General features: G+C 63.3%; 34 protein-coding genes. All 34 read left to right on the top strand.

What is annotated here, in order from left to right:
• Nucleotides 1-12 precede the first annotated feature (12 nt).
• The 34 genes from rpsL (at nt 13) to rpsK (ending at nt 22493) form a co-directional block, all read left to right on the top strand.
• Nucleotides 13-384, top strand: coding sequence for a 30S ribosomal protein S12 (gene rpsL / locus ACX9MO_RS03560; RefSeq protein WP_222492150.1), 372 nt, complete (start codon nt 13-15; stop codon nt 382-384).
• A 12-nt stretch (nt 385-396) separates the two neighbouring features.
• The gene (gene rpsG, locus ACX9MO_RS03555; protein WP_222492152.1) at nt 397-867 is read left to right on the top strand and encodes a 30S ribosomal protein S7; all 471 of its coding nucleotides are present in this window, start codon (nt 397-399) and stop codon (nt 865-867) included.
• Nucleotides 868-888: 21 nt separating this feature from the next.
• The gene (gene fusA / locus ACX9MO_RS03550; protein ID WP_222492154.1) at nt 889-3012 is read left to right on the top strand and encodes an elongation factor G; all 2124 of its coding nucleotides are present in this window, start codon (nt 889-891) and stop codon (nt 3010-3012) included.
• Between the two features lie 83 nt (nt 3013-3095).
• A complete protein-coding gene (tuf, locus tag ACX9MO_RS03545) occupies nt 3096-4271 on the top strand; it encodes an elongation factor Tu (protein WP_222492156.1) in 1176 nt (391 codons plus the stop codon).
• 166 nt (nt 4272-4437) lie between these two features.
• Entirely contained in the window at nt 4438-4746 is a 309-nt protein-coding gene (gene rpsJ / locus ACX9MO_RS03540; protein ID WP_222492158.1) for a 30S ribosomal protein S10, read from the top strand.
• Nucleotides 4747-4760: 14 nt separating this feature from the next.
• Nucleotides 4761-5603: a 50S ribosomal protein L3 gene (rplC, locus tag ACX9MO_RS03535; protein WP_222492160.1), complete on the top strand. Its 843-nt coding sequence runs from the start codon at nt 4761-4763 to the stop codon at nt 5601-5603.
• A complete protein-coding gene (gene rplD / locus ACX9MO_RS03530; RefSeq protein WP_222492162.1) occupies nt 5600-6217 on the top strand; it encodes a 50S ribosomal protein L4 in 618 nt (205 codons plus the stop codon). Before rplC ends, rplD begins: the two co-directional genes overlap by 4 nt.
• The gene (locus ACX9MO_RS03525) at nt 6214-6510 is read left to right on the top strand and encodes a 50S ribosomal protein L23 (RefSeq protein WP_222492164.1); all 297 of its coding nucleotides are present in this window, start codon (nt 6214-6216) and stop codon (nt 6508-6510) included. The genes rplD and ACX9MO_RS03525 overlap by 4 nt, the downstream gene beginning before the upstream one ends.
• Before the next feature lie 434 nt (nt 6511-6944).
• Complete coding sequence (gene rplB / locus ACX9MO_RS03520; protein ID WP_222492166.1) at nt 6945-7784, top strand: 50S ribosomal protein L2; 840 nt, start codon at nt 6945-6947, stop codon at nt 7782-7784.
• Nucleotides 7785-7787: 3 nt separating this feature from the next.
• Nucleotides 7788-8066: a 30S ribosomal protein S19 gene (rpsS, locus tag ACX9MO_RS03515; RefSeq protein ID WP_222492168.1), complete on the top strand. Its 279-nt coding sequence runs from the start codon at nt 7788-7790 to the stop codon at nt 8064-8066.
• A gap of 3 nt (nt 8067-8069) precedes the next feature.
• Nucleotides 8070-8450 (top strand): 50S ribosomal protein L22, encoded by a 381-nt coding sequence (gene rplV / locus ACX9MO_RS03510; RefSeq protein ID WP_222492170.1) that lies wholly within the window; start codon nt 8070-8072, stop codon nt 8448-8450.
• On the top strand, nt 8450-9157 hold the full coding sequence (gene rpsC, locus ACX9MO_RS03505; RefSeq protein ID WP_222492172.1) for a 30S ribosomal protein S3: 708 nt from the start codon (nt 8450-8452) through the stop codon (nt 9155-9157). Before rplV ends, rpsC begins: the two co-directional genes overlap by 1 nt.
• A gap of 12 nt (nt 9158-9169) precedes the next feature.
• Nucleotides 9170-9583 carry a 50S ribosomal protein L16 gene (gene rplP, locus ACX9MO_RS03500; RefSeq protein ID WP_222492174.1) on the top strand — a complete coding sequence of 138 codons (414 nt, stop codon included), beginning with the start codon at nt 9170-9172 and terminating at the stop codon, nt 9581-9583.
• Nucleotides 9584-9746: 163 nt separating this feature from the next.
• Nucleotides 9747-10367, top strand: coding sequence for a 2OG-Fe(II) oxygenase family protein (locus ACX9MO_RS03495; protein WP_462213558.1), 621 nt, complete (start codon nt 9747-9749; stop codon nt 10365-10367).
• A gap of 39 nt (nt 10368-10406) precedes the next feature.
• The gene (locus ACX9MO_RS03490; protein ID WP_222492178.1) at nt 10407-10880 is read left to right on the top strand and encodes an acyl-CoA thioesterase; all 474 of its coding nucleotides are present in this window, start codon (nt 10407-10409) and stop codon (nt 10878-10880) included.
• Nucleotides 10881-11500: 620 nt separating this feature from the next.
• Nucleotides 11501-12244 (top strand): prephenate dehydrogenase/arogenate dehydrogenase family protein, encoded by a 744-nt coding sequence (locus ACX9MO_RS03485; RefSeq protein ID WP_462213557.1) that lies wholly within the window; start codon nt 11501-11503, stop codon nt 12242-12244.
• A 127-nt stretch (nt 12245-12371) separates the two neighbouring features.
• Nucleotides 12372-12572: a 50S ribosomal protein L29 gene (gene rpmC / locus ACX9MO_RS03480; protein ID WP_222492182.1), complete on the top strand. Its 201-nt coding sequence runs from the start codon at nt 12372-12374 to the stop codon at nt 12570-12572.
• An 11-nt stretch (nt 12573-12583) separates the two neighbouring features.
• Nucleotides 12584-12814, top strand: coding sequence for a 30S ribosomal protein S17 (gene rpsQ / locus ACX9MO_RS03475; protein WP_222492184.1), 231 nt, complete (start codon nt 12584-12586; stop codon nt 12812-12814).
• Between the two features lie 82 nt (nt 12815-12896).
• Entirely contained in the window at nt 12897-13265 is a 369-nt protein-coding gene (gene rplN, locus ACX9MO_RS03470; RefSeq protein ID WP_005621870.1) for a 50S ribosomal protein L14, read from the top strand.
• Complete coding sequence (rplX, locus tag ACX9MO_RS03465; RefSeq protein ID WP_222492186.1) at nt 13265-13576, top strand: 50S ribosomal protein L24; 312 nt, start codon at nt 13265-13267, stop codon at nt 13574-13576. The genes rplN and rplX overlap by 1 nt, the downstream gene beginning before the upstream one ends.
• Nucleotides 13569-14132 (top strand): 50S ribosomal protein L5, encoded by a 564-nt coding sequence (rplE, locus tag ACX9MO_RS03460; RefSeq protein WP_222492188.1) that lies wholly within the window; start codon nt 13569-13571, stop codon nt 14130-14132. The genes rplX and rplE overlap by 8 nt, the downstream gene beginning before the upstream one ends.
• A 17-nt stretch (nt 14133-14149) precedes the next feature.
• Nucleotides 14150-14455 carry a 30S ribosomal protein S14 gene (gene rpsN, locus ACX9MO_RS03455; RefSeq protein ID WP_222492190.1) on the top strand — a complete coding sequence of 102 codons (306 nt, stop codon included), beginning with the start codon at nt 14150-14152 and terminating at the stop codon, nt 14453-14455.
• 12 nt (nt 14456-14467) lie between these two features.
• On the top strand, nt 14468-14860 hold the full coding sequence (rpsH, locus tag ACX9MO_RS03450) for a 30S ribosomal protein S8 (RefSeq protein WP_222492192.1): 393 nt from the start codon (nt 14468-14470) through the stop codon (nt 14858-14860).
• Nucleotides 14861-14870: 10 nt separating this feature from the next.
• A complete protein-coding gene (rplF, locus tag ACX9MO_RS03445; RefSeq protein ID WP_222492194.1) occupies nt 14871-15404 on the top strand; it encodes a 50S ribosomal protein L6 in 534 nt (177 codons plus the stop codon).
• Between the two features lie 11 nt (nt 15405-15415).
• On the top strand, nt 15416-15775 hold the full coding sequence (gene rplR / locus ACX9MO_RS03440) for a 50S ribosomal protein L18 (RefSeq protein WP_222492196.1): 360 nt from the start codon (nt 15416-15418) through the stop codon (nt 15773-15775).
• A 173-nt stretch (nt 15776-15948) separates the two neighbouring features.
• The gene (gene rpsE / locus ACX9MO_RS03435; RefSeq protein WP_222492198.1) at nt 15949-16524 is read left to right on the top strand and encodes a 30S ribosomal protein S5; all 576 of its coding nucleotides are present in this window, start codon (nt 15949-15951) and stop codon (nt 16522-16524) included.
• Between the two features lie 12 nt (nt 16525-16536).
• Nucleotides 16537-16725: a 50S ribosomal protein L30 gene (gene rpmD / locus ACX9MO_RS03430; protein WP_222492200.1), complete on the top strand. Its 189-nt coding sequence runs from the start codon at nt 16537-16539 to the stop codon at nt 16723-16725.
• A gap of 159 nt (nt 16726-16884) precedes the next feature.
• Nucleotides 16885-17913, top strand: coding sequence for an Atu2307/SP_0267 family LLM class monooxygenase (locus tag ACX9MO_RS03425; RefSeq protein ID WP_462213556.1), 1029 nt, complete (start codon nt 16885-16887; stop codon nt 17911-17913).
• A gap of 21 nt (nt 17914-17934) precedes the next feature.
• Nucleotides 17935-18693, top strand: coding sequence for a gamma-glutamylcyclotransferase (locus tag ACX9MO_RS03420; RefSeq protein ID WP_462213555.1), 759 nt, complete (start codon nt 17935-17937; stop codon nt 18691-18693).
• Between the two features lie 247 nt (nt 18694-18940).
• Nucleotides 18941-19414: a 50S ribosomal protein L15 gene (rplO, locus tag ACX9MO_RS03415; protein ID WP_222492206.1), complete on the top strand. Its 474-nt coding sequence runs from the start codon at nt 18941-18943 to the stop codon at nt 19412-19414.
• Between the two features lie 110 nt (nt 19415-19524).
• Nucleotides 19525-20901 (top strand): preprotein translocase subunit SecY, encoded by a 1377-nt coding sequence (gene secY, locus ACX9MO_RS03410; protein WP_462213554.1) that lies wholly within the window; start codon nt 19525-19527, stop codon nt 20899-20901.
• Nucleotides 20898-21473: an adenylate kinase gene (locus ACX9MO_RS03405; protein WP_462213553.1), complete on the top strand. Its 576-nt coding sequence runs from the start codon at nt 20898-20900 to the stop codon at nt 21471-21473. The genes secY and ACX9MO_RS03405 overlap by 4 nt, the downstream gene beginning before the upstream one ends.
• A gap of 243 nt (nt 21474-21716) precedes the next feature.
• Nucleotides 21717-22085: a 30S ribosomal protein S13 gene (gene rpsM, locus ACX9MO_RS03400; protein ID WP_222492209.1), complete on the top strand. Its 369-nt coding sequence runs from the start codon at nt 21717-21719 to the stop codon at nt 22083-22085.
• Between the two features lie 15 nt (nt 22086-22100).
• The gene (gene rpsK, locus ACX9MO_RS03395) at nt 22101-22493 is read left to right on the top strand and encodes a 30S ribosomal protein S11 (RefSeq protein ID WP_136636924.1); all 393 of its coding nucleotides are present in this window, start codon (nt 22101-22103) and stop codon (nt 22491-22493) included.
• The last annotated feature ends 39 nt before the right edge of the window (nt 22494-22532 follow it).

Genomic DNA, 22532 nt, shown 5'->3' with positions numbered 1-22532 from the left:
GAAAGAAACCCAATGCCCACGATCCAGCAGCTGATCCGCAAGCCGCGGCAGCCGAAAGTGAAACGCTCCAAGTCGCAGCACCTGGAAAACTGCCCGCAAAAGCGCGGCGTTTGCACCCGCGTTTACACCACGACTCCGAAGAAGCCGAACTCGGCAATGCGGAAAGTTGCCAAGGTCCGCCTGACCAACGGCTACGAAGTCATTTCCTACATCCCCGGTGAAAGCCACAACCTTCAGGAGCACTCCGTTGTCCTGATCCGTGGCGGCCGTGTGAAAGACCTTCCGGGTGTCCGTTACCACATCCTTCGTGGTGTTCTGGATACCCAGGGCGTCAAAGACCGTAAGCAGCGCCGCTCGAAATACGGCGCGAAGCGTCCGAAATAAGAGGTACAGCCGATGTCTCGTCGTCACGCCGCAGAGAAGCGCGAAGTCCTGCCCGACGCCAAGTATGGTGACCGGGTTCTGACCAAATTCATGAACAACCTGATGATCGACGGCAAGAAATCGGCCGCCGAGAAAATCGTCTACTCGGCACTCGACCGGGTGGAAGACAAGGTGAAGCGTGCGCCCGTGGAAATCTTCCACGAAGCGCTCGACAACATCAAACCCTCGGTCGAGGTTCGCTCGCGCCGTGTGGGTGGTGCCACCTACCAGGTGCCCGTCGAAGTGCGCCCCGAGCGCCGTGAAGCGCTGGCGATTCGCTGGCTGATCACTGCCTCGCGTTCGCGCAACGAGAACACGATGGAAGAGCGCCTGGCAGGTGAACTGCTGGATGCCGTGAACTCGCGCGGTTCCGCCGTGAAGAAGCGCGAAGACACCCACAAGATGGCCGACGCGAACAAAGCGTTCAGCCATTACCGCTGGTAATCTCTCAGGAAGGCAGGCCCCATGGCACGCGAATATCCGCTGACCCGGTATCGTAACTTCGGCATCATGGCCCACATCGATGCCGGCAAGACCACGACGACCGAGCGTATCCTCTACTACACCGGCAAGTCCCACAAGATCGGCGAAGTCCACGACGGCGCCGCGACCATGGACTGGATGGAGCAGGAGCAGGAGCGGGGGATCACGATCACTTCCGCTGCGACCACGACCTTCTGGCAGTGGCAGGAAGATCCGACCGCCGAAGGCACGTCGGACACGAAGTTCCGCTTCAACATCATCGACACCCCCGGCCACGTCGACTTCACCATCGAAGTCGAACGTTCGCTCGCGGTTCTCGACGGTGCGGTCTGCCTTCTTGACGGTAACGCCGGTGTTGAACCCCAGACCGAAACCGTGTGGCGTCAGGCTGACCGCTACAAGGTTCCGCGTATCGTCTTCGTCAACAAGATGGACAAGATCGGTGCTGACTTCTTCAACTGCGTGAAGATGATCAAGGACCGTACCGGTGCGACCCCCGTTCCCGTCGGCATGCCGATCGGTGCAGAGGACCAGCTGGAAGGCACCATCGACCTGATCACCATGGAAGAGTGGGTCTGGAAGGGTGACGACCTCGGCGCAGGCTGGGTCCGTCAACCGATCCGCGACGAGCTGAAAGATCTGGCCGACGAATGGCGCGCCCACATGATCGAAGCAGCCGTCGAGATGGACGACGACGCCATGGAAGCCTACCTGGAAGGCGAAGAGCCCGACGTGGCCACCCTGCGGAAACTGATCCGCAAGGGCACCCTGTCGCTCTCCTTCGTTCCGGTTCTGGGCGGTTCCGCGTTCAAGAACAAAGGTGTCCAGCCGCTGCTGAACGCCGTCATCGACTTCCTGCCGGGTCCGCTCGACGTTCCGCCGTACATGGGCTTCAGCCCGGACGACGAGACGGAAGAGCGTAACATCGCCCGTCACGCCAACGACGAAGAGCCTCTCTCGGGCCTCGCGTTCAAGATCATGAACGACCCCTTCGTGGGCTCGCTCACCTTCACCCGCATCTACTCCGGTGTGATGAAGAAGGGTGACTCGATCCTGAACTCGACCAAGGGCAAGAAAGAGCGCATCGGTCGTATGATGATGATGCACGCGATCAACCGCGAGGAGATCGAAGAGGCATTCGCAGGCGACATTATCGCGCTGGCCGGTCTGAAAGAGACCACCACCGGTGACACGCTCTGCGCTCAGAGCGCTCCTGTCGTGCTCGAAACGATGACCTTCCCCGATCCCGTGATCGAGATCGCCATCGAACCGAAGACCAAGAACGACCAGGAGAAGATGTCTCAGGGTCTGCAGCGTCTGGCGGCCGAAGACCCCTCCTTCCGCGTGGAGACCGACCTCGAGTCCGGTCAGACCATCATGAAGGGCATGGGCGAACTTCACCTCGACATTCTCGTCGACCGTCTGAAGCGCGAGTTCAAGGTCGAGGCGAACATCGGTGCGCCGCAGGTGGCCTACCGCGAGACCATCTCGAAAGAGGTCGAGCACACCTACACCCACAAGAAACAGTCGGGTGGTTCGGGTCAGTTCGGCGAGGTCAAGCTGGTCATCACTCCGACCGAGCCCGGCGAAGGCTACTCGTTCGAGTCGAAGATCGTTGGTGGTGCGGTTCCGAAGGAATACATCCCCGGCGTCGAAAAAGGGATCAAGTCGGTCATGGACTCCGGTCCGCTGGCAGGCTTCCCGGTCATCGACTTCAAGGTCGCGCTGCTGGACGGTAAGTTCCACGACGTCGACTCGTCGGTCCTCGCGTTCGAGATCGCAGCCCGTATGTGCATGCGTGAAGGCATGCGAAAAGCTGGCGCGAAACTGCTCGAGCCGATGATGAAGGTCGAAGTGATCACCCCGGAAGAATACACCGGTTCGATCATCGGCGACCTGACCTCCCGTCGTGGCCAGGTCTCGGGCCAGGAGAACCGCGGCAACGCCGTGGCGGTCAACGCCTTCGTGCCGCTGGCCAACATGTTCGGCTACATCAACAACCTGCGCTCCATGTCCTCGGGCCGCGCGCAGTTCACGATGCAGTTCGACCACTACGACCCGGTTCCGCAGAACATCTCGGAAGAGATCCAGTCGAAGTACGCATAAGCAGCGGTGCGGGGACAGCCCCGCACCCTACTACCCCGTAGGGTGCGTCAACGGACGCACCGCCAGACAGATAGGAGGCCCCAATGGGCAAGGCAAAGTTTGAACGCGGCAAGCCGCACTGCAACATCGGCACCATTGGTCACGTCGACCACGGCAAGACCACGCTGACCGCTGCGATCACCAAGTACTTCGGCGAATTCAAGGCCTACGACCAGATCGACGGCGCGCCGGAAGAAAAAGCCCGCGGCATCACGATCTCGACCGCGCACGTGGAATACGAGACCGAGAACCGTCACTACGCGCACGTCGACTGCCCCGGCCACGCCGACTACGTGAAGAACATGATCACCGGTGCTGCCCAGATGGACGGCGCGATCCTGGTGGTGAACGCGGCTGACGGCCCGATGCCCCAGACCCGCGAGCACATCCTGCTGGGCCGCCAGGTGGGTATCCCCGCGATGGTCGTGTTCCTGAACAAGGTCGACCAGGTGGACGACGAGGAACTGCTCGAGCTGGTCGAGATGGAAGTGCGCGAACTGCTGTCCGCCTACGACTTCCCCGGCGACGATATCCCGATCATCGCAGGGTCGGCCCTGGCCGCCCTCGAAGGTCGTGACGACGCGATCGGCGAGACCAAGATCCGCGAACTGATGGCTGCCGTGGACGAGTACATCCCGCAGCCGGCACGTGCTGTGGACCAGCCGTTCCTGATGCCGATCGAAGACGTGTTCTCGATCTCGGGCCGTGGTACCGTTGTGACCGGCCGTGTGGAGCGTGGCGTGGTGAACGTTGGCGACGAACTCGAAATCGTCGGCATCAAGGACACCAAGAAAACCACCTGCACCGGTGTGGAAATGTTCCGCAAGCTGCTCGACCGCGGTGAAGCCGGCGACAACATCGGCGCCCTGCTGCGCGGCATCGACCGTGAAGGCGTGGAACGTGGCCAGGTGCTCTGCAAGCCCGGCTCCGTGAAGCCCCACACCGAGTTCGAAGCGGAAGCCTACATCCTGACCAAGGAAGAAGGCGGCCGTCACACTCCGTTCTTCGCGAACTACCGTCCGCAGTTCTACTTCCGCACCACGGACGTCACCGGCACCGTCAAGCTGCCCGAAGGCACCGAGATGGTCATGCCCGGCGACAACCTGAAGTTCGAAGTCGAACTGATCGCCCCGATCGCGATGGAAGAGAAGCTCCGCTTCGCCATCCGTGAAGGCGGCCGCACCGTCGGCTCGGGCGTCGTCTCGAAAATCATCAAGTGATCTGACGAACGGGCAACCGTTCCGATTGACACATCGGCGGCTGGGCCTTAAAGCCCAGCCGACTTACCAAAACGGCGGGCTCCGGCCCGCCGCTCGGGTTCGAAGAGGGGCGGGGAATGAACCCGGCTCCTCCTCTCAACTCCAACGCCGAAGAAGGCTGAATGACATGCAAGGTCAAACCATTCGCATCCGGCTGAAGGCATTCGATTACCGCGTGCTGGACGCCAGCACCGCGGAAATCGTGAACACGGCCAAGCGCACCGGCGCTCAGGTTCGTGGCCCGATCCCGCTGCCGAACAAGATCGAGAAGTTCACGGTTCTCCGTGGCCCTCACATCGACAAGAAGTCCCGTGACCAGTTCGAGATCCGCACCCACAAGCGGCTTCTGGACATCGTGGACCCGACCCCGCAGACCGTGGACGCGCTGATGAAGCTCGACCTCGCTGCTGGCGTCGACGTCGAGATCAAGGTTTAAGGAGGGTCCAACTGATGCTCCGTTCCGGTATCATCGCTAAGAAGGTGGGCATGACCCGCCTGTTCATGGAAGACGGCAAGCAGATCCCCGTGACCGTGCTGCAGCTGGACAAGCTGCAGGTCGTGGCACAGCGGACCTCCGACAAGGACGGCTACTCGGCTGTTCAGCTCGGCGCCGGCTCGGCGAAAGCCAAGCGCACTTCCAAAGCCATGCGCGGTCACTTCTCCGCCGCCAACGTCGAACCCAAGCGCAAGGTCGCCGAGTTCCGCGTTGACGCAGAGAACCTGATCAACATCGGTGAGGAAATCACCGCTGACCACTACTTCGAAGGCCAGTTCGTCGACGTGTCCGGCACGTCGATCGGTAAGGGCTTCGCCGGTGCCATGAAGCGGCACAACTTCGGTGGTCTGCGTGCCTCGCACGGTGTCTCGATCTCGCACCGTTCGCACGGTTCGACGGGTCAGTGTCAGGACCCGGGCAAGGTGTTCAAAGGCAAGAAGATGGCCGGCCACATGGGTGCCGTCCGTGTCACCACGCAGAACCTGCAGGTCGTCAAGACCGACAGCGAGCGTGGCCTGGTCTTCATCAAGGGTGCCGTTCCCGGCTCCAAGGGTGGCTGGGTGACCGTCAAGGACGCCGTCAAGAAACCTTTCCCCGAGAACGCGATCCTGCCCGCCGCTCTGAAGTCCGCCGCTGACGAAGCCAAGCGTCTCGCCGAGGAAGCCGCCGCACAGGCCGCAGCCGAGGAAGCCGCAGCAGCAGAAGCAGCAGCAGCCGAGCAAGCCGCCGCTGAAGAGGCCGCCCTGAAAGAAGCTGAAGCTTCGATCGAGGCCGAGAAGAAGGAAGGCGAAGAATGAAACTCGACGTGATCAATCTGGACGGCTCGTCGGCCGGTTCCGTCGATCTCGGCGACGAGATCTTCGGCCTGGAGCCCCGTGCGGACATCCTGCACCGCGTGGTCCGCTGGCAGCGCGCCCGCGCGCAGGCCGGTACCCACAAGGTCCTGACCAAGTCCGAGGTGAGCTACTCGACCAAGAAGATCTATCGCCAGAAGGGCACCGGCGGCGCACGCCACGGCTCCCGCAAGGCACCGATCTTCCGTCACGGTGGTATCTACAAGGGCCCGACCCCGCGCAGCCACGCCCACGACCTGCCGAAGAAATTCCGCAAGCTGGGTCTGAAGCACGCGCTGTCGGCCAAGGCCAAAGAAGGCTCGCTGGTGATCCTGGCGTCGGCCGAGGCCGAGGGCAAGACCGCCGCACTGGCCAAGCAGGTCAAGAACCTGGGCTGGAAGCGTACGCTGATCATTGACGGCGCCGCCGTCAACGAAGGCTTCGCCAAGGCCGCAGCAAACATCGATGGTCTGGACATCCTGCCGTCGATGGGCGCCAACGTCTATGACATCCTCAAGCGTGACACCCTCGTGCTCACGAAGTCGGCTGTCGAAGCACTGGAGGCTCGTCTGAAATGAGCGCGAAAGCAGAACATTACGACGTGATCCGCAAGCCGATCATCACCGAGAAAGCGACCATGGCTTCCGAAGCCAACGCCGTCGTCTTCGAAGTGTCGATCGACGCCAACAAGCCGCAGATCAAGGAAGCGGTCGAGGCGCTGTTCAATGTCAAGGTGAAGGCCGTCAACACGACCATCACCAAGGGCAAGGTCAAGCGCTTCCGCGGCATGCTGGGCAAGCGGAAAGACGTGAAGAAGGCCTACGTGACGCTCGAAGAGGGCAACACGATCGACGTGTCCACCGGGCTCTGATCGATACGGTCTGACGACTTTGGAAGGCCCTCCGTGCAAGCGGGGGGCCTTTCGCTTTGGGGGCCGGTCTGCGGGCCGCCGTGGGGGCTGCAGGAGGGGCCTGGGGTGGCCAAGTGCCCGCTGGGTCCTTCCGCCTACGACGTCTTCGTCGGGCCGTCCTGGGCGGCTCTCAGGTGGCAGGGGAGGGCGGCCGAGCTGCCTCTCCCGGGTCAAGGACGCAAGGGCTTTTCCCCTTCGTCACCTGAATCGCCCCGCGCTATAGACATGGTCGGGCAAGACTGCTAAACGCGCCCAATCCACGAGGCCCCGGATTCGTTCCGGGGCCTCTGGATATTTGAACTGGGGACCTTCGGGGCCCTCTACTGGCCACCTTCGGGGGGCTGAACCATAGGCGGGGCTCGACCCTGCCGCGTAGCAAACGGAAGACAGAAAGCATGGCACTCAAGTCGTATAAGCCGACGACGCCGGGCCAGCGCGGGCTGGTGCTGATCGACCGTTCGGAGCTGTGGAAAGGACGCCCCGTCAAGGCCCTCACCGAGGGTCTGACGAAGAATGGCGGCCGGAACAACACCGGACGGATCACGATGCGCCGCAAGGGCGGCGGGGCAAAGCGCCTCTATCGGATCGTCGATTTCAAACGGAACAAGTTCGATGTGAACGGCATCGTTGTCCGTATCGAATACGACCCCAACCGGACCGCATTCATCGCGCTCGTGCAGTACGATGACGGCGAAAAAGCGTACATTCTCGCCCCCCAGCGTCTGGGTGTGGGCGACAAGGTCGTCTCCGGCTCCAAGGTCGACATCAAGCCCGGTAACGCGATGCCCTTCTCGGGCATGCCGATCGGTACCATCGTGCACAACATCGAGCTGAAGCCCGGCAAGGGCGGCCAGATCGCACGCGCCGCGGGCACCTATGCCCAGTTCGTCGGCCGTGACGGTGGCTACGCTCAGATCCGCCTCTCGTCGGGCGAACTGCGCATGGTCCGTCAGGAATGCATGGCCACCGTCGGTGCCGTGTCGAACCCGGACAACTCGAACCAGAACTACGGTAAAGCCGGCCGCATGCGTCACAAGGGCATCCGCCCGAGCGTCCGCGGCGTGGTCATGAACCCGATCGACCACCCCCACGGTGGTGGTGAAGGCCGGACCTCCGGTGGTCGTCACCCGGTTACCCCCTGGGGTAAACCGACCAAGGGTGCACGGACCCGTAAGAACAAGGCGACGGACAAGTACATCGTCCGCTCGCGTCACGCTCGCAAGAAGGGCCGCTAATCTATGGCACGTTCTGTTTGGAAGGGCCCCTTCGTTGACGCTTACGTCCTGAAAAAGGCGGAAGCGGCACGCGAATCCGGCCGTAACGAAGTCATCAAGATCTGGTCGCGCCGCTCGACGATCCTGCCCCAGTTCGTGGGCCTGACGTTTGGCGTCTACAACGGTCAGAAACATGTTCCCGTCAACGTCACGGAAGACATGATCGGTCAGAAGTTCGGTGAGTACTCGCCGAGCCGGACCTATTATGGTCACGCCGCTGACAAAAAAGCGAAGCGGAAGTAAGTCATGGGCAAGGAAAAGAACCCCCGCCGCGTGGCAGACAACGAAGCGATGGCCAAAACCCGCATGCTTCGCACCAGCCCGCAGAAACTGAACCTCGTTGCAGCGATGATCCGCGGCAAGAAGGTCGACAAGGCCCTTTCGGACCTGACCTTCTCCAAGAAGCGGATCGCGGAAGACGTGAAGAAATGCCTTCAGTCCGCTATCGCGAACGCCGAGAACAACCACAACCTCGACGTCGATGAACTGATCGTCGCCGAGGCCTTCGTGGGCAAGAACCTCGTGATGAAACGCGGGCGTCCCCGCGCACGTGGCCGGTACGGCAAGATCATGAAGCCGTTCTCGGAAATCACCATCCTGGTGCGTCAGGTCGAGGAGCAAGCCTAATGGGTCAGAAAGTCAATCCGATCGGCATGCGCCTTCAGGTCAACCGGACCTGGGACAGCCGCTGGTACGCGGACACCAAAGACTTCGGCGACATGCTGCTCGAAGACGTGAAAATCCGCGAGTTCATCAAGACCGAGTGCAAGCAGGCCGGCGTGGCCCGTGTGATCATCGAGCGTCCGCACAAGAAGTGCCGCGTCACGATCCACACCGCACGTCCCGGCGTGATCATCGGTAAGAAAGGCGCCGACATCGAGGTGCTTCGCAAGAAGCTCGCCAAGATGACGGACTCGGAACTGCACCTCAACATCGTTGAAGTCCGCAAGCCCGAGCTCGACGCGCAGCTGGTCGGCGAGTCCATCGCTCAGCAGCTGGAGCGCCGTGTCTCCTTCCGCCGCGCCATGAAGCGCGCCGTGCAGAACGCCATGCGTATGGGTGCCCTCGGCATCCGCGTGAACGTTGCCGGCCGTCTCGGCGGCGCAGAGATCGCCCGCACCGAATGGTACCGCGAAGGCCGTGTGCCCCTGCACACCCTGCGCGCGGACATCGACTACGCGCACTCTGAAGCCACGACCCCCTATGGCATCATCGGGATCAAGGTCTGGATCTTCAAAGGCGAGATCATGGAACATGATCCGCAGGCGCGGGATCGCAAGGCTCAGGAACTTCAGGATGGTCCGGCGCCCCGCGGTGCTGGCGGCCGTCGCTGAGGAGGATAAGAGATGCTTCAACCCAAGCGTACAAAATTCCGCAAGCAGCATAAGGGCCGTATCCACGGTCTGGCCAAAGGCGGTTCCGACCTCAACTTCGGCCACTTCGGCCTGAAGGCGACCCAACCCGAGCGCATCACCGCGCGTCAGATCGAGGCAGCACGCCGCGCCCTGACCCGCCACATGAAGCGTCAGGGCCGTGTCTGGATCCGGATCTTCCCGGACGTTGCCGTCTCCTCCAAACCCACCGAAGTCCGGATGGGTAAAGGTAAGGGTTCGGTCGACTACTGGGCAGCCAAGGTCAAGCCGGGCCGCGTCATGTTCGAGATCGACGGCGTGTCCGAAGAGATCGCACGTGAAGCGCTGCGCCTCGCAGCCATGAAGCTGCCGATCAAGACCCGCATCGTGGTCCGCGAAGACTGGTAATCGCCCCGCGGCCCCGGCCGCAGCGATGAACAAGATCGAGAGCCCCCGCCGTCACCGGCGGGGGTTTTCTGTAAGGGCAGGGGGGAAATGCGCCCCCGCGGCTATCCCGGCGCGGCAAAAGACCGTATGGGGGGCCGGCAGATCGACGCCACAGGAGGCCATCATGTCCAGCATCCGTTCCCTCTTTGTCACCCGTCTCTACCGGGCCGCGCTGCGCGAGCACGGGCCGGTGATCGATACCGATGAACTCGAAGCCTCCTGCTATTCCATCGCCGAGGATGACGAGGCCGGGCAGGACTGGTGCGAGGCGCACGATTATCCGGGCTACACCTCCTATGCCTCGCTGACCGATCTGCCGTGGCGTTTCCCGATCTTCGGCGACCTGGTGAAATCGCTGGACGCCCATGTCGCGGCTTTTGCGGAGGAACTGGGCTTCGATCTGGACGACAAGCCGCTGAAGCTGGAAGACCTCTGGATCAACATCCTGCCCGAAGGCGGCACCCACGCCAGCCACATCCACCCGCATTCGGTGATCTCGGGGACCACCTATGTCGCCATGCCCGAGGGCACCTCGGCGCTGAAGCTGGAAGACCCGCGCCTGCCGATGATGATGGCCGCGCCGACCCGCAAGAAGACCGCGCCGGAAGAGCTCAAGCCCTTCATCTACGTGAAGCCCGCCGTAGGCGACGTGCTGCTTTGGGAGAGCTGGCTGCGCCACGAGGTGCCCATGAACATGACCGAAGATGACCGGATCTCGGTCAGCTTCAACTACTCCTGGGGCTGAGGCCCGGACATGACGAACGACCATCAAGGAGACCCCCAGATGGACCCGCGCAAACTGGAAATGACCGTGCTGATGACGCCGGACATGGCGAATTTCAGCGGCAAGGTGCACGGCGGTGCGCTGTTGAACCTGCTGGACCGCGTGGCCTTCTCCTGTGCCTCGCGCTACTCCAAGCAATATGCCGTGACGCTCTCGGTGGATCAGGTGATGTTCAAGGAGCCGATCAACGTGGGCGAGCTGGTGACCTTCCGGGCCAGCGTGAACCACGCCGGGCGGACCTCGATGGAGATCGGGATCCGCGTCGAGGCGCAGGAGATCCGGTCCGGCAAGAGCCGGCACACGAACTCCTGCTACTTCACGATGGTCGCGGTGGACGCGCAGGGCAAGCCGGTGGAAGTGCCCGAGTTGCAGGTGTTGACCGAGGAAGAGAGCAAGCGCCTGAACGCCGCGGAGATCCGCAAGCGGTTGCGCAAGGAATTCGCCGCCGAGATGCACAAGGCGACGAAGGGATAAGAGAGACGGGCGGCCAAGGCCGCCCGTTTTTGTTTGAGGGGGCAGGTTCGGTCGGTTTTCCTGCTCGATGGCTCGCGAGTGCGCTGCGCGGGAGCAGTCCCCGGTTGCGCGCTTCCCCTCCGGATTGCCCGCCGCCCCAACCGGCTCTCAACTGCTCTGACGAACGCGCGTAGGTCCCTTTGCTCGCGCCAGATCGCCCAGCCTCACGGAATGTGCCGCCCGGCCTAGGGCCGGGCAGCGCCGACCCGCCCCCCGTCGCCATTGGTGCTCGGACCAATGGCGCACCAATGGCGACCGGCGCTATCGCGCCACCCCGCGGGTTGGCGCTGCCCTTCGTGGCAAGGTGGCAAGGTGGCGAGGCGGGCCTCGCGTTACAGCCAGAGGCATGGTGGGGCAAACACCTACGTCCGCCCTCTTAGGCCCACACCCCGCTTGACCGCCCGCGCCGACGGGCCTACACCACCCGCATGACGCATCCGACCCTTCAATTCGCAACGGTCTATTACCCGCTGAACTGATCAGCGGATGCCTCGTCATGTTCTCCGCTGCCCCTGCCAGCGGTCGAACACAGCCCCCAAGCTTACCACGCGGACCCTGGCCTCTCTCCCAAGGACCAGACCATGCCCGCCACACCCTCCCTCTCGCTCTTCGGCTTCGGCGCCTTCGGTCAGCTTCTGGCCCGGCACCTCGCGCCCGACTTCCCGCTGACGATCTGTGACCCTTGTCCCACGGCGCAGCAGCAGGCGCGCGCTCTCGGCCTACACTGCGTGCCCCCGCAGGAGGCCGCCTGCGCGGATATCCTGATCCTCGCCCTGCCGCTCACCCGGATCGCGCCGCTGCTGAGCGAGATCGCCCCGGACCTCCGCCCCGGCCAGATGGTGCTCGACGTCTGCTCGGTGAAGGAGGAGCCGGTCCGCGTGATGCAGTCGCTGTTGCCCGAGGGGGTCGAGATCCTCGGCACCCACCCGATGTTCGGCCCGGCGAGCGCGGCTGGCGGCCTGCACGGCGCGCAGTTGGTGCTCTGTCCGGTACGGGGCAGGGGCTGGCGGCGGCTGGGGGCCTACCTGAGGGCGCGTCACGGGCTCAAGGTCCTGCGGGCCTCGGCAGAGGAGCATGACACCCAGGCGGCGCTCAGCCAGGGGCTGACGCATCTGCTGGGGCATGTGCTGGCGGACATGGGGCCCGCGCCCCGCATCCGGACCCGGAGTTTCGAGATGATGATGGAGGCGCTCGAGATGGTTGCGGGGGACGCGCCCGAGGTCTACGAGGCCGTCACCCGCGCCAACCGCCACGTGGCGCCGCTGCGCGCCAGGCTGGTGGCCGCGCTGGCCGCCGAGGGCAGGGCGGGGGAGGGCGGACGTTAATCGCCCTTTGCCTGTTGACCCGAAGGGCAGTGCCGCGTATAGGCAGCGCTCATTGTTCTGACATAACCCACCGGATTCGGGGTTACCGCTTGCGGGCCCGCCGGTGCCAGGAAGGAAAGGAAGAGTCATGAGCGCTCAAGAGCTCCGTGACAAGACCCCTGACCAGCTCCGTGAAGAGCTGGCCAATCTCAAGAAAGAGCAGTTCAACCTGCGCTTTCAGCAGGCTACCGGCCAACTGGAAAACCCCGCTCGTATGCGTCAGGCCCGCCGTCAGGCGGCCCGTGTGCTGACCATTCTGAACGAAAAAGCCGCTTCGGCTGCTGAATAAGGGGAAGACAGATGCCCAAACGTATCCTGCAAGGCGTCGTCACTTCCGACGCAAACGCACAGACCGTCACCGTGTCGGTGGAACGCCGCTTCACGCACCCGGTTCTGAAAAAGACCATTCGTAAGTCCAAGAAGTACCGGGCTCACGACGAGAACAACACCTTCAAGGTGGGCGACGCGGTCCGCATCCAAGAATGCGCACCGAAGTCGAAGACGAAGCGTTGGGAGGTGCTGGAAGCGTAAGCTTCCTCGCCTCTCCCAGCATGAGCGAAACCCTGGGGGATAAGGCCAGTCTGAGGCTGCCCCAAAGGTCGGGAGAAACCAAATGATCCAGATGCAGACCAATCTGGATGTAGCTGACAACTCCGGCGCACGCCGAGTTCAGTGCATCAAGGTCCTGGGTGGTTCCAAGCGTAAATACGCTTCGGTTGGCGACATCATCGTCGTCTCCGTGAAGGAAGCCATCCCGCGCGGCCGCGTCAAAAAAGGCGACGTGCGTAAAGCCGTCGTCGTGCGCACCGCCAAAGAAGTTCGCCGTGAAGATGGCACCGCGATCCGCTTCGATCGCAACGCAGCCGTCATCCTGAACAACAACAACGAGCCCGTCGGTACGCGTATCTTCGGCCCGGTTGTTCGTGAGCTGCGCGCCAAGAACTTCATGAAGATCATCTCGCTTGCTCCGGAGGTGCTGTAATGGCTGCTAAACTCCGCAAGGGCGACAAGGTCGTCGTGCTGGCCGGCAAGGACAAGGGCAAGGAAGGCGAGATCGTCTCCCTCGACCCGAAAGCCGGCAAAGCCGTGGTGGAAGGCGTCAACATGGCCATCCGTCACACCCGTCAGAGCCAGACCTCGCAAGGTGGCCGCCTGCCCAAGGCCCTGCCGATCGACCTGAGCAACCTGGCCCTGCTCGATGCAAACGGCAAAGCCACCCGCGTCGGCTTCCGCATGGAAGGCGACAAGAAGGTGCGTTTCGCCAAGACCACCGGGGATGCGATCGATGCTTGATACCGCGACCTATACCCCGCGTCTTAAGACGCAGTATGTCGAGACGATCCGTGCCGCTCTGAAAGAAGAGTTCGGCTATTCGAACGACATGATGATCCCCCGCCTGGACAAGATTGTCCTGAACATCGGCTGCGGTGCCGAGGCGGTAAAGGACAGCAAGAAAGCCAAGTCGGCCCAGGAAGACCTGAGCGCGATCGCCGGCCAGAAAGCTGTCGTCACCAAGGCGAAAAAGTCGATCGCAGGCTTCCGCGTCCGTGAAGAAATGCCGCTGGGTGCGAAAGTGACCCTGCGCGGCGAGCGGATGTACGAATTCCTCGACCGTCTGATCACCGTTGCGATGCCCCGTATCCGCGACTTCCGCGGCGTGTCGGGCAAGAGCTTCGACGGCCGTGGCAACTACGCCATGGGCATCAAGGAGCACATCGTCTTCCCCGAGATCAACTTCGACAAAGTCGATGAGAACTGGGGCATGGACATCGTGATCGCCACCACCGCCAAGACCGACGCGGAAGCTAAGGCGCTGTTGAAAGCTTTCAACATGCCTTTCAACAGCTGATCGCGGGAGAGAGAGACATGGCTAAAAAATCTATGATCGAGCGCGAGAAGAAGCGCGAGCGGCTGGTCAAGAAGTACGCCGCCAAGCGCGCCGCGCTTAAGGAAGTCATCGCCGACGAGTCGAAGCCGATGGAAGAGCGTTTCCGCGCCACCCTGAAGCTGGCCGAGCTGCCCCGCAACTCGTCCGCGACCCGTCTTCACAACCGTTGCCAGCTGACCGGCCGTCCCCACGCTTACTACCGTAAGCTGAAGGTCTCCCGGATCATGCTGCGGGAACTGGGCTCCAACGGCCAGATCCCCGGTCTGGTTAAGTCGAGCTGGTAAGGAGGGCATGGTATGAACGATCCTATCGGCGATATGCTCACCCGTATCCGCAACGCGCAGCTGCGCGGCAAGTCCACCGTCCTGACGCCCGGCTCCAAGCTGCGCGCCTGGGTTCTGGATGTGCTGGCGGACGAAGGCTACATCCGTGGCTATGAGAAAGGCACCGATTCCAACGGTCACCCGACCCTGGAAATCAGCCTGAAGTACTTCGACGGCGCCCCCGTCATCCGTGAGGTCAAGCGGGTTTCGACCCCCGGCCGTCGCGTTTACATGGGCGTCAAGGACATCCCGTCGGTCCGTCAGGGCCTGGGTGTGTCGATTGTCAGCACGCCCAAGGGCGTGATGTCGGACGCCGCAGCCCGCGCCGCCAATGTTGGCGGTGAGGTCCTCTGCACGGTCTTCTAAGGAGCAGGATATGTCTCGTATTGGGAAAAAACCGGTCGAGCTGCCCTCGGGTGTCACCGCATCCGTGTCCGGCCAGACCGTCGAAGTGAAGGGCCCGAAAGGGACCCACAGCTTCACCGCGACCGACGACGTCAGCATCACCATCGAGGACAACGTGGTTTCCGTGAAACCCCGTGGCACCTCGAAGCGTGCGCGCCAGCAGTGGGGCATGAGCCGCACCATGGTCGCGAACCTGGTGACTGGCGTGACCTCCGGCTTCAAGAAAGAGCTTGAGATCACCGGTGTGGGTTACCGTGCTGCAGCTCAGGGCAACACCCTGAAGCTGAACCTCGGCTACTCGCACGATGTGGACTTCGCCGTGCCGGCGGGCGTGACTGTCACGACCCCGAAGCCGACCGAAGTCATCATCGAAGGCACCGACCCGCAGCTCGTCGGCCAGGTCGCGGCTAACATCCGCGAATGGCGTGCTCCCGAGCCCTACAAAGGCAAGGGGATCAAGTACAAAGGCGAGTACATCTTCCGCAAGGAAGGCAAGAAGAAGTAAGGACGTAACAGATGGCACTGAGCAAACGGGAACTGTTCCAGAAGCGCCGCCTGCGCGTCCGGAACAAGCTTCGCAAGGTGAACGCCGGTCGCGTGCGGCTGTCGGTTCACCGGTCGAACAAGAACATCAGCGTTCAGCTGATCGACGATGTGCAGGGCGTGACCCTCGCAGCAGCTTCGACCCTCGAGAAGGATCTCGGCTGCGTCGGCAAGAACAACATCGAGGCGGCCCAGAAAGTGGGCGCCGCGATTGCCGAACGCGCCAAGAAAGCCGGTATCGAGGAAGCATACTTCGATCGTGGCGGCTTCCTGTTCCACGGCAAGGTGAAGGCTCTGGCCGACGCCGCGCGTGAAGCAGGTCTGAAGCTCTGATTTCAGAACACGGGTGTGCGCGTCCCTGAGGGCGCGCGCACCTTTCTCTTTCGCCCCTCGGGGCGGCAGGGCAGGCGGGTCCCCCCGCCTCGATGATCCGGGAAGACCGCCCTCGTGGTGCTTCACCTGGATTGGACAGCAAGGGCGAAAGCCCCAGAATTATGGAGTGCCGAATGGCCAGAGACGATAACCGCCGGGACCGCCGCGACCGCGAGGAAGCCCCGGAATTCGCAGATCGCCTTGTTGCGATCAACCGTGTGTCGAAAACCGTGAAAGGTGGTAAGCGCTTTGGCTTCGCCGCACTCGTGGTTGTCGGCGACCAGAAGGGCCGCGTTGGCTTCGGCAAGGGCAAGGCCAAAGAGGTCCCCGAGGCGATCCGCAAGGCGACCGAGCAAGCCAAGCGTCAGATGATCCGCGTTCCGCTGCGCGAAGGCCGTACCCTGCACCACGACATCGAAGGTCGTCACGGTGCCGGCAAGGTCGTCATGCGGACCGCACCGCAAGGTACCGGGATCATCGCAGGTGGCCCGATGCGTGCCGTCTTCGAGATGCTGGGCGTTCAGGACGTGGTCGCCAAGTCGATCGGTTCGCAGAACCCCTACAACATGATCCGCGCCACCCTGGACGGCCTGACCAAAGAGTCGAGCCCCCGTATGGTCGCGCAGCGTCGTGGCAAGAAAGTGGCCGACATTCTGCCCAAGCGTGACGAGGCTCCGTCCGAGTCCACGCAAGTGGCCGAAGAGGCGTAAGGAGAGCGACCAATGGCAAAAACCATCGTTGTGAAGCAGGTCGGCTCGCCGATCCGCCGCCCCGCCATCCAGCGTCAGACGCTGATCGGCCTGGGCCTGAACAAGATGCACAAGACCCGTGAACTGGAAGACACCCCTTCCGTGCGCGGCATGATCAACAAGGTCTCGCACATGGTCGAGATCATCGAAGAGCGCGACTGAGCGGTCTTCCGATCATGAGATCAGCGAACGGCGCCCCTCGGGGCGCCGTTTTGCGTTTCGGGAGATGTGCGCAAGCCGCGGAAGTCCTGTGCGTCCTGTCCCCTGTGCGGCGGGGCCCGCGCGCTCTAGGTTGGGGCCAAGGATATCTGGGAGACGATCATGGAAGTGGGCCTGTACACCTTCGGCGACATCGGCAAGGACCCGGCGACGGGCAAGACCGTGAATGCGCATCAGCGGCTGAAGAACCTCATGGAAGAGATCGAACTGGCCGATCAGGTCGGGCTCGACGTCTTCGGGCTGGGGGAACATCACCGCCCGAATTACGCCATCACGACGCCGCCCGTGGTGCTGGCAGGGGCCGCGCGCACGACAAAGCACATTCGCCTGTCCTCTGCCGTCTCGGTGCTCTCCTCCGATGACCCGGTGCGCGTCTTCCAGCAGTATTCCACGCTCGACAATCTCAGCGACGGCCGGGCCGAGCTGATGGTGGGGCGGGGCAGTTTCATCGAGAGCTTTCCGCTCTTCGGCTACGACCTGAACGACTACGATGCGCTCTTCGAAGAGAAGCTGCAGATGCTGCTCGCGATCAACGAGGAGGAGAAGCTGCGCTGGTCCGGCTCGGACCACACCCAGCGGGTCGAGGGTCTCGGCGTCTATCCCCGTCCGGTGAACGGCAAGTTGCCGATCTGGATCGCCGCGGGTGGTACGCCCGATTCGATGATCCGCGCCGGTGTCCTCGGCACGCCGCTGGCACTGGCGATCATCGGAGGCGCGCCGCGCCGCTTTGCGCCGCTGGCCGATCTCTACCGCCGGGCGGCGGAACAGGCGGGCAATGCCGACAAGGCGCGTGTTTCGCTCAACGTCCACGGCTTCGTCGGCGAGGACGGCAAACGCGCGGCGGATGTCTTCTACCCGGCGCAGAAGGCGGTGATGGACCAGCTGGGACGCGAGCGCGGCTGGCCGCCGCAGACCCGTGCCCAGTTCGACGCCGGCACCGGGCCGGAGGGCGCGATGTTCGTCGGCAGCCCGGCGCAGCTGGTGGACAAGATCCTCGGCCTGAAGGATGATCTGGGCTTCGACCGGGTGACGATCCAGATGGCGATCGGGATCATCGACCACGCCGAGATGCTGAAGGCGATCGAGGTGCTGGGCACCAAGGTCGCCCCCGAATTGCGCAAGGCGGGCTGACCCGCCGGAGACGAGAGACCCATGTCCGACCTTTCCCCGAGCGGCGACCCCTTCTGCCACCATCCCGAGCTGTCGGCCCTGATCCGGCCCGCCTCTGAGAGCTTCTTCCGGACCATGGAGCCCGCCGATCTGGACGCCACCATGGCGGAGCAGGGGCAGGGGCCGGAGTGGCGCTATACCGATGCGGTCCGCGAGGAGATGCGGCACGCGGCGCTCGCCGGGCACCGGGGCCGAGACCTCTGGGTGTTTGCCTATGGATCGCTCATGTGGGACCCGGGCATCGAGTTCGCGGAGGTGCGGCAGGCCCACGTGGCCGGGCATTGCCGCAAGATGTGTCTCGTCGACCGCTCCGGCGCGCGCGGGTCCGAGGCCCGGCCGGGCCTGATGGCCGGGCTGGACCGGGGCGGCAGCTGTCATGGCCTCGTCTTCCGGATCGCCGCCGAGAAGGTCGAGGTGGAGAGCGAAGTGGTCTGGCGCCGCGAGATGATCGCGCCCTGCTACCGGGCGGTCTTCATCCCGGTGCATACCGCGCAGGGCGTGGTCGAGGCGCTGGCCTTCGAGGCCGACAACAGCACCGACATGATCGAGACCGACCTCTGCTACGACCTGCAGGTGCGCTATCTCGCCACGGGGCAGGGGATGCTGGGCACCTCGATGGAATACGTTGACAACCTGCTGGGGCATTTCGAGACGCTGGGGATCGAGGATGCGCCGCTCGCCCGGCTGGCCGCCGATGCGCGCCGCTACAGGGCCGAGCACCCTTCCGAGGTGCCGGCCTGAGCCGAGCCCCCGCAGACATGGCCGAACGGCCAAGGGCAGGGGAGGAGGCTCGGGCCCGGGAACGCCGCCCCGGGAAACACAGCCCCGGAAAACGCCGTTTCGTCCCCATGCACAGCCCTTGAAAGGCGCAGGCCTCTTCGCTATACGCGCCCGGTAGCCCCTGATGGGGCTGCGACTCGTATCATATCAACACGCCGTGTTCGGCCGCTCCCGTCGCTGGGGGCCGCATCCGGCAAGGAGAAGCGACATGAAACTGAATGAACTCCGCGACAACGCGGGCGCCGCACAGAAGGCCAAACGCGTTGCACGCGGCCCGGGTTCGGGCAAGGGCAAGACCGCAGGCCGCGGTATCAAGGGTCAGAAATCCCGTTCGGGCGTGGCCATCAAGGGCTACGAAGGCGGCCAGATGCCCCTCTACCAACGTCTGCCCAAGCGTGGCTTCAACAAGCCGAACCGCCTGAAATTCGCCGTCATCAACCTCGGCATCATCGCCAAGTTCGTTGAAGCCGGCAAGATCGACGCCTCCGCGCCCGTCACCGAAGACGTGCTGGTTGCCTCGGGTGCCATCCGCCGCAAGCTGGACGGTGTCCGCGTCCTCGCCAAGGGCGAGATCGCAACCGCGCTGAACCTGGAAGTGACCGGTGCCTCCAAGGCTGCCATCGAGGCAGTTGAGAAGGCTGGCGGCTCGCTCAAGGTCACTGCGGCCGAAGCCGCGGAATAAGAGGTTGTGAGCGGTGAATGAGCCGCTTACATACCTTTGAGTTTTCCTGAAACGCCGCCAGAGCCGGGGAACGGCCCTTGGCGGCGTTGTCACATGAAAGAGACCCGCGCATGGTATCTGCAGCAGAACAGATGGCGGCGAATACGAGCTGGGCTGCCCTGAGCAAGGCCACCGATCTTCGCAACCGCATCCTCTTCACGCTTGGCCTCCTGATCGTCTACCGGCTGGGCACGTGGATTCCCGTTCCGGGCATCGACGGCGCCGCCCTGGAAGAGTTCATGCAGGGCGCGGCACAGGGGATCGGCGGCATCCTGTCGATGTTCACCGGTGGTGCGCTTGGCCGCATGGGCATCTTCGCCCTTGGCATCATGCCCTACATTTCGGCCTCGATCATCGTCCAGCTGCTGACCTCGATGATCCCCTCGCTTGAGCAACTCAAGAAAGAGGGCGAACAGGGCCGCAAGAAGATCAACCAGTACACCCGCTACGGCACCGTGCTGCTGGCGACGGTCCAGTCCTACGGCATCGCCATGGGCCTGCAGACCCCGGCAGCCGATGGCTCGACCCTTGCGCTCGATCCGGGCTGGTTCTTCCTCTCGACCACGATGATCACCCTCGTCGGCGGCACCATGTTCCTGATGTGGCTGGGTGAGCAGATCACCAACCGCGGCATCGGCAACGGCATCTCGCTGATCATCTTCGTGGGCATCATCGCCGAAGTGCCCGGCGCACTGGCACAGTTCTTCGTCTCGGGCCGTTCGGGCGCCATCAGCCCCGGCGTGATCATCGGCGTGATCGTCATGGTCATCGCGACGATCGCCTTCGTGGTGTTCATGGAACGCGCGCTGCGCAAGATCCACATCCAGTACCCGCGTCGCCAGGTCGGCATGAAGGTCTATGACGGTGGCTCCTCGCACCTGCCGATCAAGGTGAACCCGGCGGGCGTGATCCCGGCGATCTTCGCCTCCTCGCTGCTGCTGCTGCCGGTGACGATCTCGGCCTTCTCGGGCAGCCAGACCGGCCCGATCATGTCGACGATCCTGGCCTACTTCGGCCCGGGCCAGCCGCTCTACCTGCTGTTCTTCGTCGCGATGATCGTCTTCTTCGCCTACTTCTACACGCACAACGTGGCCTTCAAGCCCGATGACGTGGCGGACAACCTGAAGAACCAGAACGGCTTCGTTCCCGGCATCCGGCCCGGCAAGCGGACGGCGGAATACCTCGAGTACGTGGTGAACCGCATCCTGATCCTCGGCTCGGCCTACCTTGCGGCAGTTTGTCTCCTTCCGGAGATCCTCCGTAGCCAATTCACGATTCCCTTCTATTTTGGCGGCACCTCGGTCCTGATCGTGGTCTCCGTGACCATGGACACCATCCAGCAGGTGCAGAGCCATCTTCTGGCGCACCAGTACGAAGGGCTGATTGAAAAGTCCCAGCTCCGCGGCAAAGGCAAGCGGCGCAACAAAAAAGGAAGCGGACGTCGATGAATATTATCCTTCTCGGACCGCCCGGCGCAGGCAAAGGCACCCAGGCAGGTTTTCTGGTCGAGGAGCGGGACATGATCCAGCTCTCCACCGGGGACATGCTGCGTGAGGCCCGCACCTCCGGGACGGAGATGGGCAAGATCGTGGCCGACGTGATGGACCGCGGTGAGCTCGTCACCGACGAGATCGTCATCGGCCTGATCCGCGAGAAGCTGGAAGGCGAGGCCAAGGGAGGGTTCATCTTCGACGGGTTCCCCCGCACGCTGGCCCAGGCCGACGCGCTGGAGAAGCTGCTCGCCGAGATGGGCCAGAAGCTCGACCACGCCATCGAACTGCAGGTGAACGACGAGGTCCTCGTCGGCCGTATCGTGAACCGCGCCAAGGAGGCCGTTGCGGCCGGTGGCACGGCGCGGGCGGACGACAACGAGGAAAGCCTCAAGAAGCGCCTGATGGAATACTACAAGAAGACGTCGCCGCTGCTCGGCTACTACCACGCCAAGGGCACCCTGCGCGGCGTCGACGGCCTGGCAGAGATCGGCACCGTGAAAGCGTCGATCGCCGAGATCCTCGGCTGAGATCACGACCGGCAGGGGCGGGCAGATCACCGCCCCTGACCGAGATTGTGACTTGACGGGTTGACGATCCCTCGAAAACCCCATACCACGCCCTATCTCGGCCAGATGGTGATTCCGTCACTCTCTGTTAAGCTGCCGAGACCCCGCCGAATTCAGCTGCGGCCCGCGGTGTTCCGCCACGGGCCATATGTTGTGAAAAAAGGTTCTGGAGCTACGGAACCGCAACTATAAGGAAAGTGACACGTGGCACGTATCGCCGGCGTTAACATCCCGACTGCAAAACGGGTACCGATCGCCCTCACCTACATCACCGGTATCGGCCATACTTCGGCCAAAGCCATCTGCGACGCTGTGAACATCGACGCGACCCGTCGTGTGAACGAGCTCTCGGATGCCGAAGTTCTCGCCATCCGTGAACACATCGACGCCAACTACACCGTAGAAGGCGACCTGCGTCGTGAGACGCAGATGAACATCAAACGCCTGATGGACCTGGGCTGCTACCGTGGCCTGCGCCACCGCCGCAACCTGCCGGTGCGTGGTCAGCGGACCCACACCAACGCGCGTACCCGCAAGGGCCCCGCGAAACCCATCGCCGGCAAGAAGAAATAAGGGGGGCTCTGACCAATGGCACGTGATACCCGCCGTGGGGGCAAGAAAAAGGTCTCCAAGAACATCGCCGCTGGCGTGGCGCATGTGAACTCGTCGTTCAACAACACCAAGATCCTGATCTCTGACGTTCAGGGCAACGCCATCTCCTGGTCCTCCGCAGGGACCATGGGCTTCAAGGGCTCGCGCAAGTCGACCCCCTACGCCGCTCAGATGGCTGCCGAAGACGCAGGCAAGAAAGCTCAGGAACACGGCGTGAAAACGCTGGAAGTCGAAGTTCAGGGCCCCGGCTCGGGCCGTGAATCGGCTCTCCGCGCCCTGGCTGCTGTCGGTTTCAACATCACCTCGATCCGTGATGTGACCCCGATCGCCCACAACGGCTGCCGCCCGCCGAAGCGCCGCCGGGTCTGACCGCCCTGCAGATTTACAGGAGGCTGCGCCAAGGCGCGG

Source organism: Pseudooceanicola profundus, from assembly GCF_054919315.1.
This window is presented reverse-complemented; position numbering and strand designations above follow the sequence as displayed.

Coding starts and splice junctions, on each gene's coding strand:
- rpsL (WP_222492150.1), top strand. CDS start 13: ATGCCCACGATCCAGCAGCTGATCCGCAAGCCGCGGCAGCCGAAAGTG.
- rpsG (WP_222492152.1), top strand. CDS start 397: ATGTCTCGTCGTCACGCCGCAGAGAAGCGCGAAGTCCTGCCCGACGCC.
- fusA (WP_222492154.1), top strand. CDS start 889: ATGGCACGCGAATATCCGCTGACCCGGTATCGTAACTTCGGCATCATG.
- tuf (WP_222492156.1), top strand. CDS start 3,096: ATGGGCAAGGCAAAGTTTGAACGCGGCAAGCCGCACTGCAACATCGGC.
- rpsJ (WP_222492158.1), top strand. CDS start 4,438: ATGCAAGGTCAAACCATTCGCATCCGGCTGAAGGCATTCGATTACCGC.
- rplC (WP_222492160.1), top strand. CDS start 4,761: ATGCTCCGTTCCGGTATCATCGCTAAGAAGGTGGGCATGACCCGCCTG.
- rplD (WP_222492162.1), top strand. CDS start 5,600: ATGAAACTCGACGTGATCAATCTGGACGGCTCGTCGGCCGGTTCCGTC.
- ACX9MO_RS03525 (WP_222492164.1), top strand. CDS start 6,214: ATGAGCGCGAAAGCAGAACATTACGACGTGATCCGCAAGCCGATCATC.
- rplB (WP_222492166.1), top strand. CDS start 6,945: ATGGCACTCAAGTCGTATAAGCCGACGACGCCGGGCCAGCGCGGGCTG.
- rpsS (WP_222492168.1), top strand. CDS start 7,788: ATGGCACGTTCTGTTTGGAAGGGCCCCTTCGTTGACGCTTACGTCCTG.
- rplV (WP_222492170.1), top strand. CDS start 8,070: ATGGGCAAGGAAAAGAACCCCCGCCGCGTGGCAGACAACGAAGCGATG.
- rpsC (WP_222492172.1), top strand. CDS start 8,450: ATGGGTCAGAAAGTCAATCCGATCGGCATGCGCCTTCAGGTCAACCGG.
- rplP (WP_222492174.1), top strand. CDS start 9,170: ATGCTTCAACCCAAGCGTACAAAATTCCGCAAGCAGCATAAGGGCCGT.
- ACX9MO_RS03495 (WP_462213558.1), top strand. CDS start 9,747: ATGTCCAGCATCCGTTCCCTCTTTGTCACCCGTCTCTACCGGGCCGCG.
- ACX9MO_RS03490 (WP_222492178.1), top strand. CDS start 10,407: ATGGACCCGCGCAAACTGGAAATGACCGTGCTGATGACGCCGGACATG.
- ACX9MO_RS03485 (WP_462213557.1), top strand. CDS start 11,501: ATGCCCGCCACACCCTCCCTCTCGCTCTTCGGCTTCGGCGCCTTCGGT.
- rpmC (WP_222492182.1), top strand. CDS start 12,372: ATGAGCGCTCAAGAGCTCCGTGACAAGACCCCTGACCAGCTCCGTGAA.
- rpsQ (WP_222492184.1), top strand. CDS start 12,584: ATGCCCAAACGTATCCTGCAAGGCGTCGTCACTTCCGACGCAAACGCA.
- rplN (WP_005621870.1), top strand. CDS start 12,897: ATGATCCAGATGCAGACCAATCTGGATGTAGCTGACAACTCCGGCGCA.
- rplX (WP_222492186.1), top strand. CDS start 13,265: ATGGCTGCTAAACTCCGCAAGGGCGACAAGGTCGTCGTGCTGGCCGGC.
- rplE (WP_222492188.1), top strand. CDS start 13,569: ATGCTTGATACCGCGACCTATACCCCGCGTCTTAAGACGCAGTATGTC.
- rpsN (WP_222492190.1), top strand. CDS start 14,150: ATGGCTAAAAAATCTATGATCGAGCGCGAGAAGAAGCGCGAGCGGCTG.
- rpsH (WP_222492192.1), top strand. CDS start 14,468: ATGAACGATCCTATCGGCGATATGCTCACCCGTATCCGCAACGCGCAG.
- rplF (WP_222492194.1), top strand. CDS start 14,871: ATGTCTCGTATTGGGAAAAAACCGGTCGAGCTGCCCTCGGGTGTCACC.
- rplR (WP_222492196.1), top strand. CDS start 15,416: ATGGCACTGAGCAAACGGGAACTGTTCCAGAAGCGCCGCCTGCGCGTC.
- rpsE (WP_222492198.1), top strand. CDS start 15,949: ATGGCCAGAGACGATAACCGCCGGGACCGCCGCGACCGCGAGGAAGCC.
- rpmD (WP_222492200.1), top strand. CDS start 16,537: ATGGCAAAAACCATCGTTGTGAAGCAGGTCGGCTCGCCGATCCGCCGC.
- ACX9MO_RS03425 (WP_462213556.1), top strand. CDS start 16,885: ATGGAAGTGGGCCTGTACACCTTCGGCGACATCGGCAAGGACCCGGCG.
- ACX9MO_RS03420 (WP_462213555.1), top strand. CDS start 17,935: ATGTCCGACCTTTCCCCGAGCGGCGACCCCTTCTGCCACCATCCCGAG.
- rplO (WP_222492206.1), top strand. CDS start 18,941: ATGAAACTGAATGAACTCCGCGACAACGCGGGCGCCGCACAGAAGGCC.
- secY (WP_462213554.1), top strand. CDS start 19,525: ATGGTATCTGCAGCAGAACAGATGGCGGCGAATACGAGCTGGGCTGCC.
- ACX9MO_RS03405 (WP_462213553.1), top strand. CDS start 20,898: ATGAATATTATCCTTCTCGGACCGCCCGGCGCAGGCAAAGGCACCCAG.
- rpsK (WP_136636924.1), top strand. CDS start 22,101: ATGGCACGTGATACCCGCCGTGGGGGCAAGAAAAAGGTCTCCAAGAAC.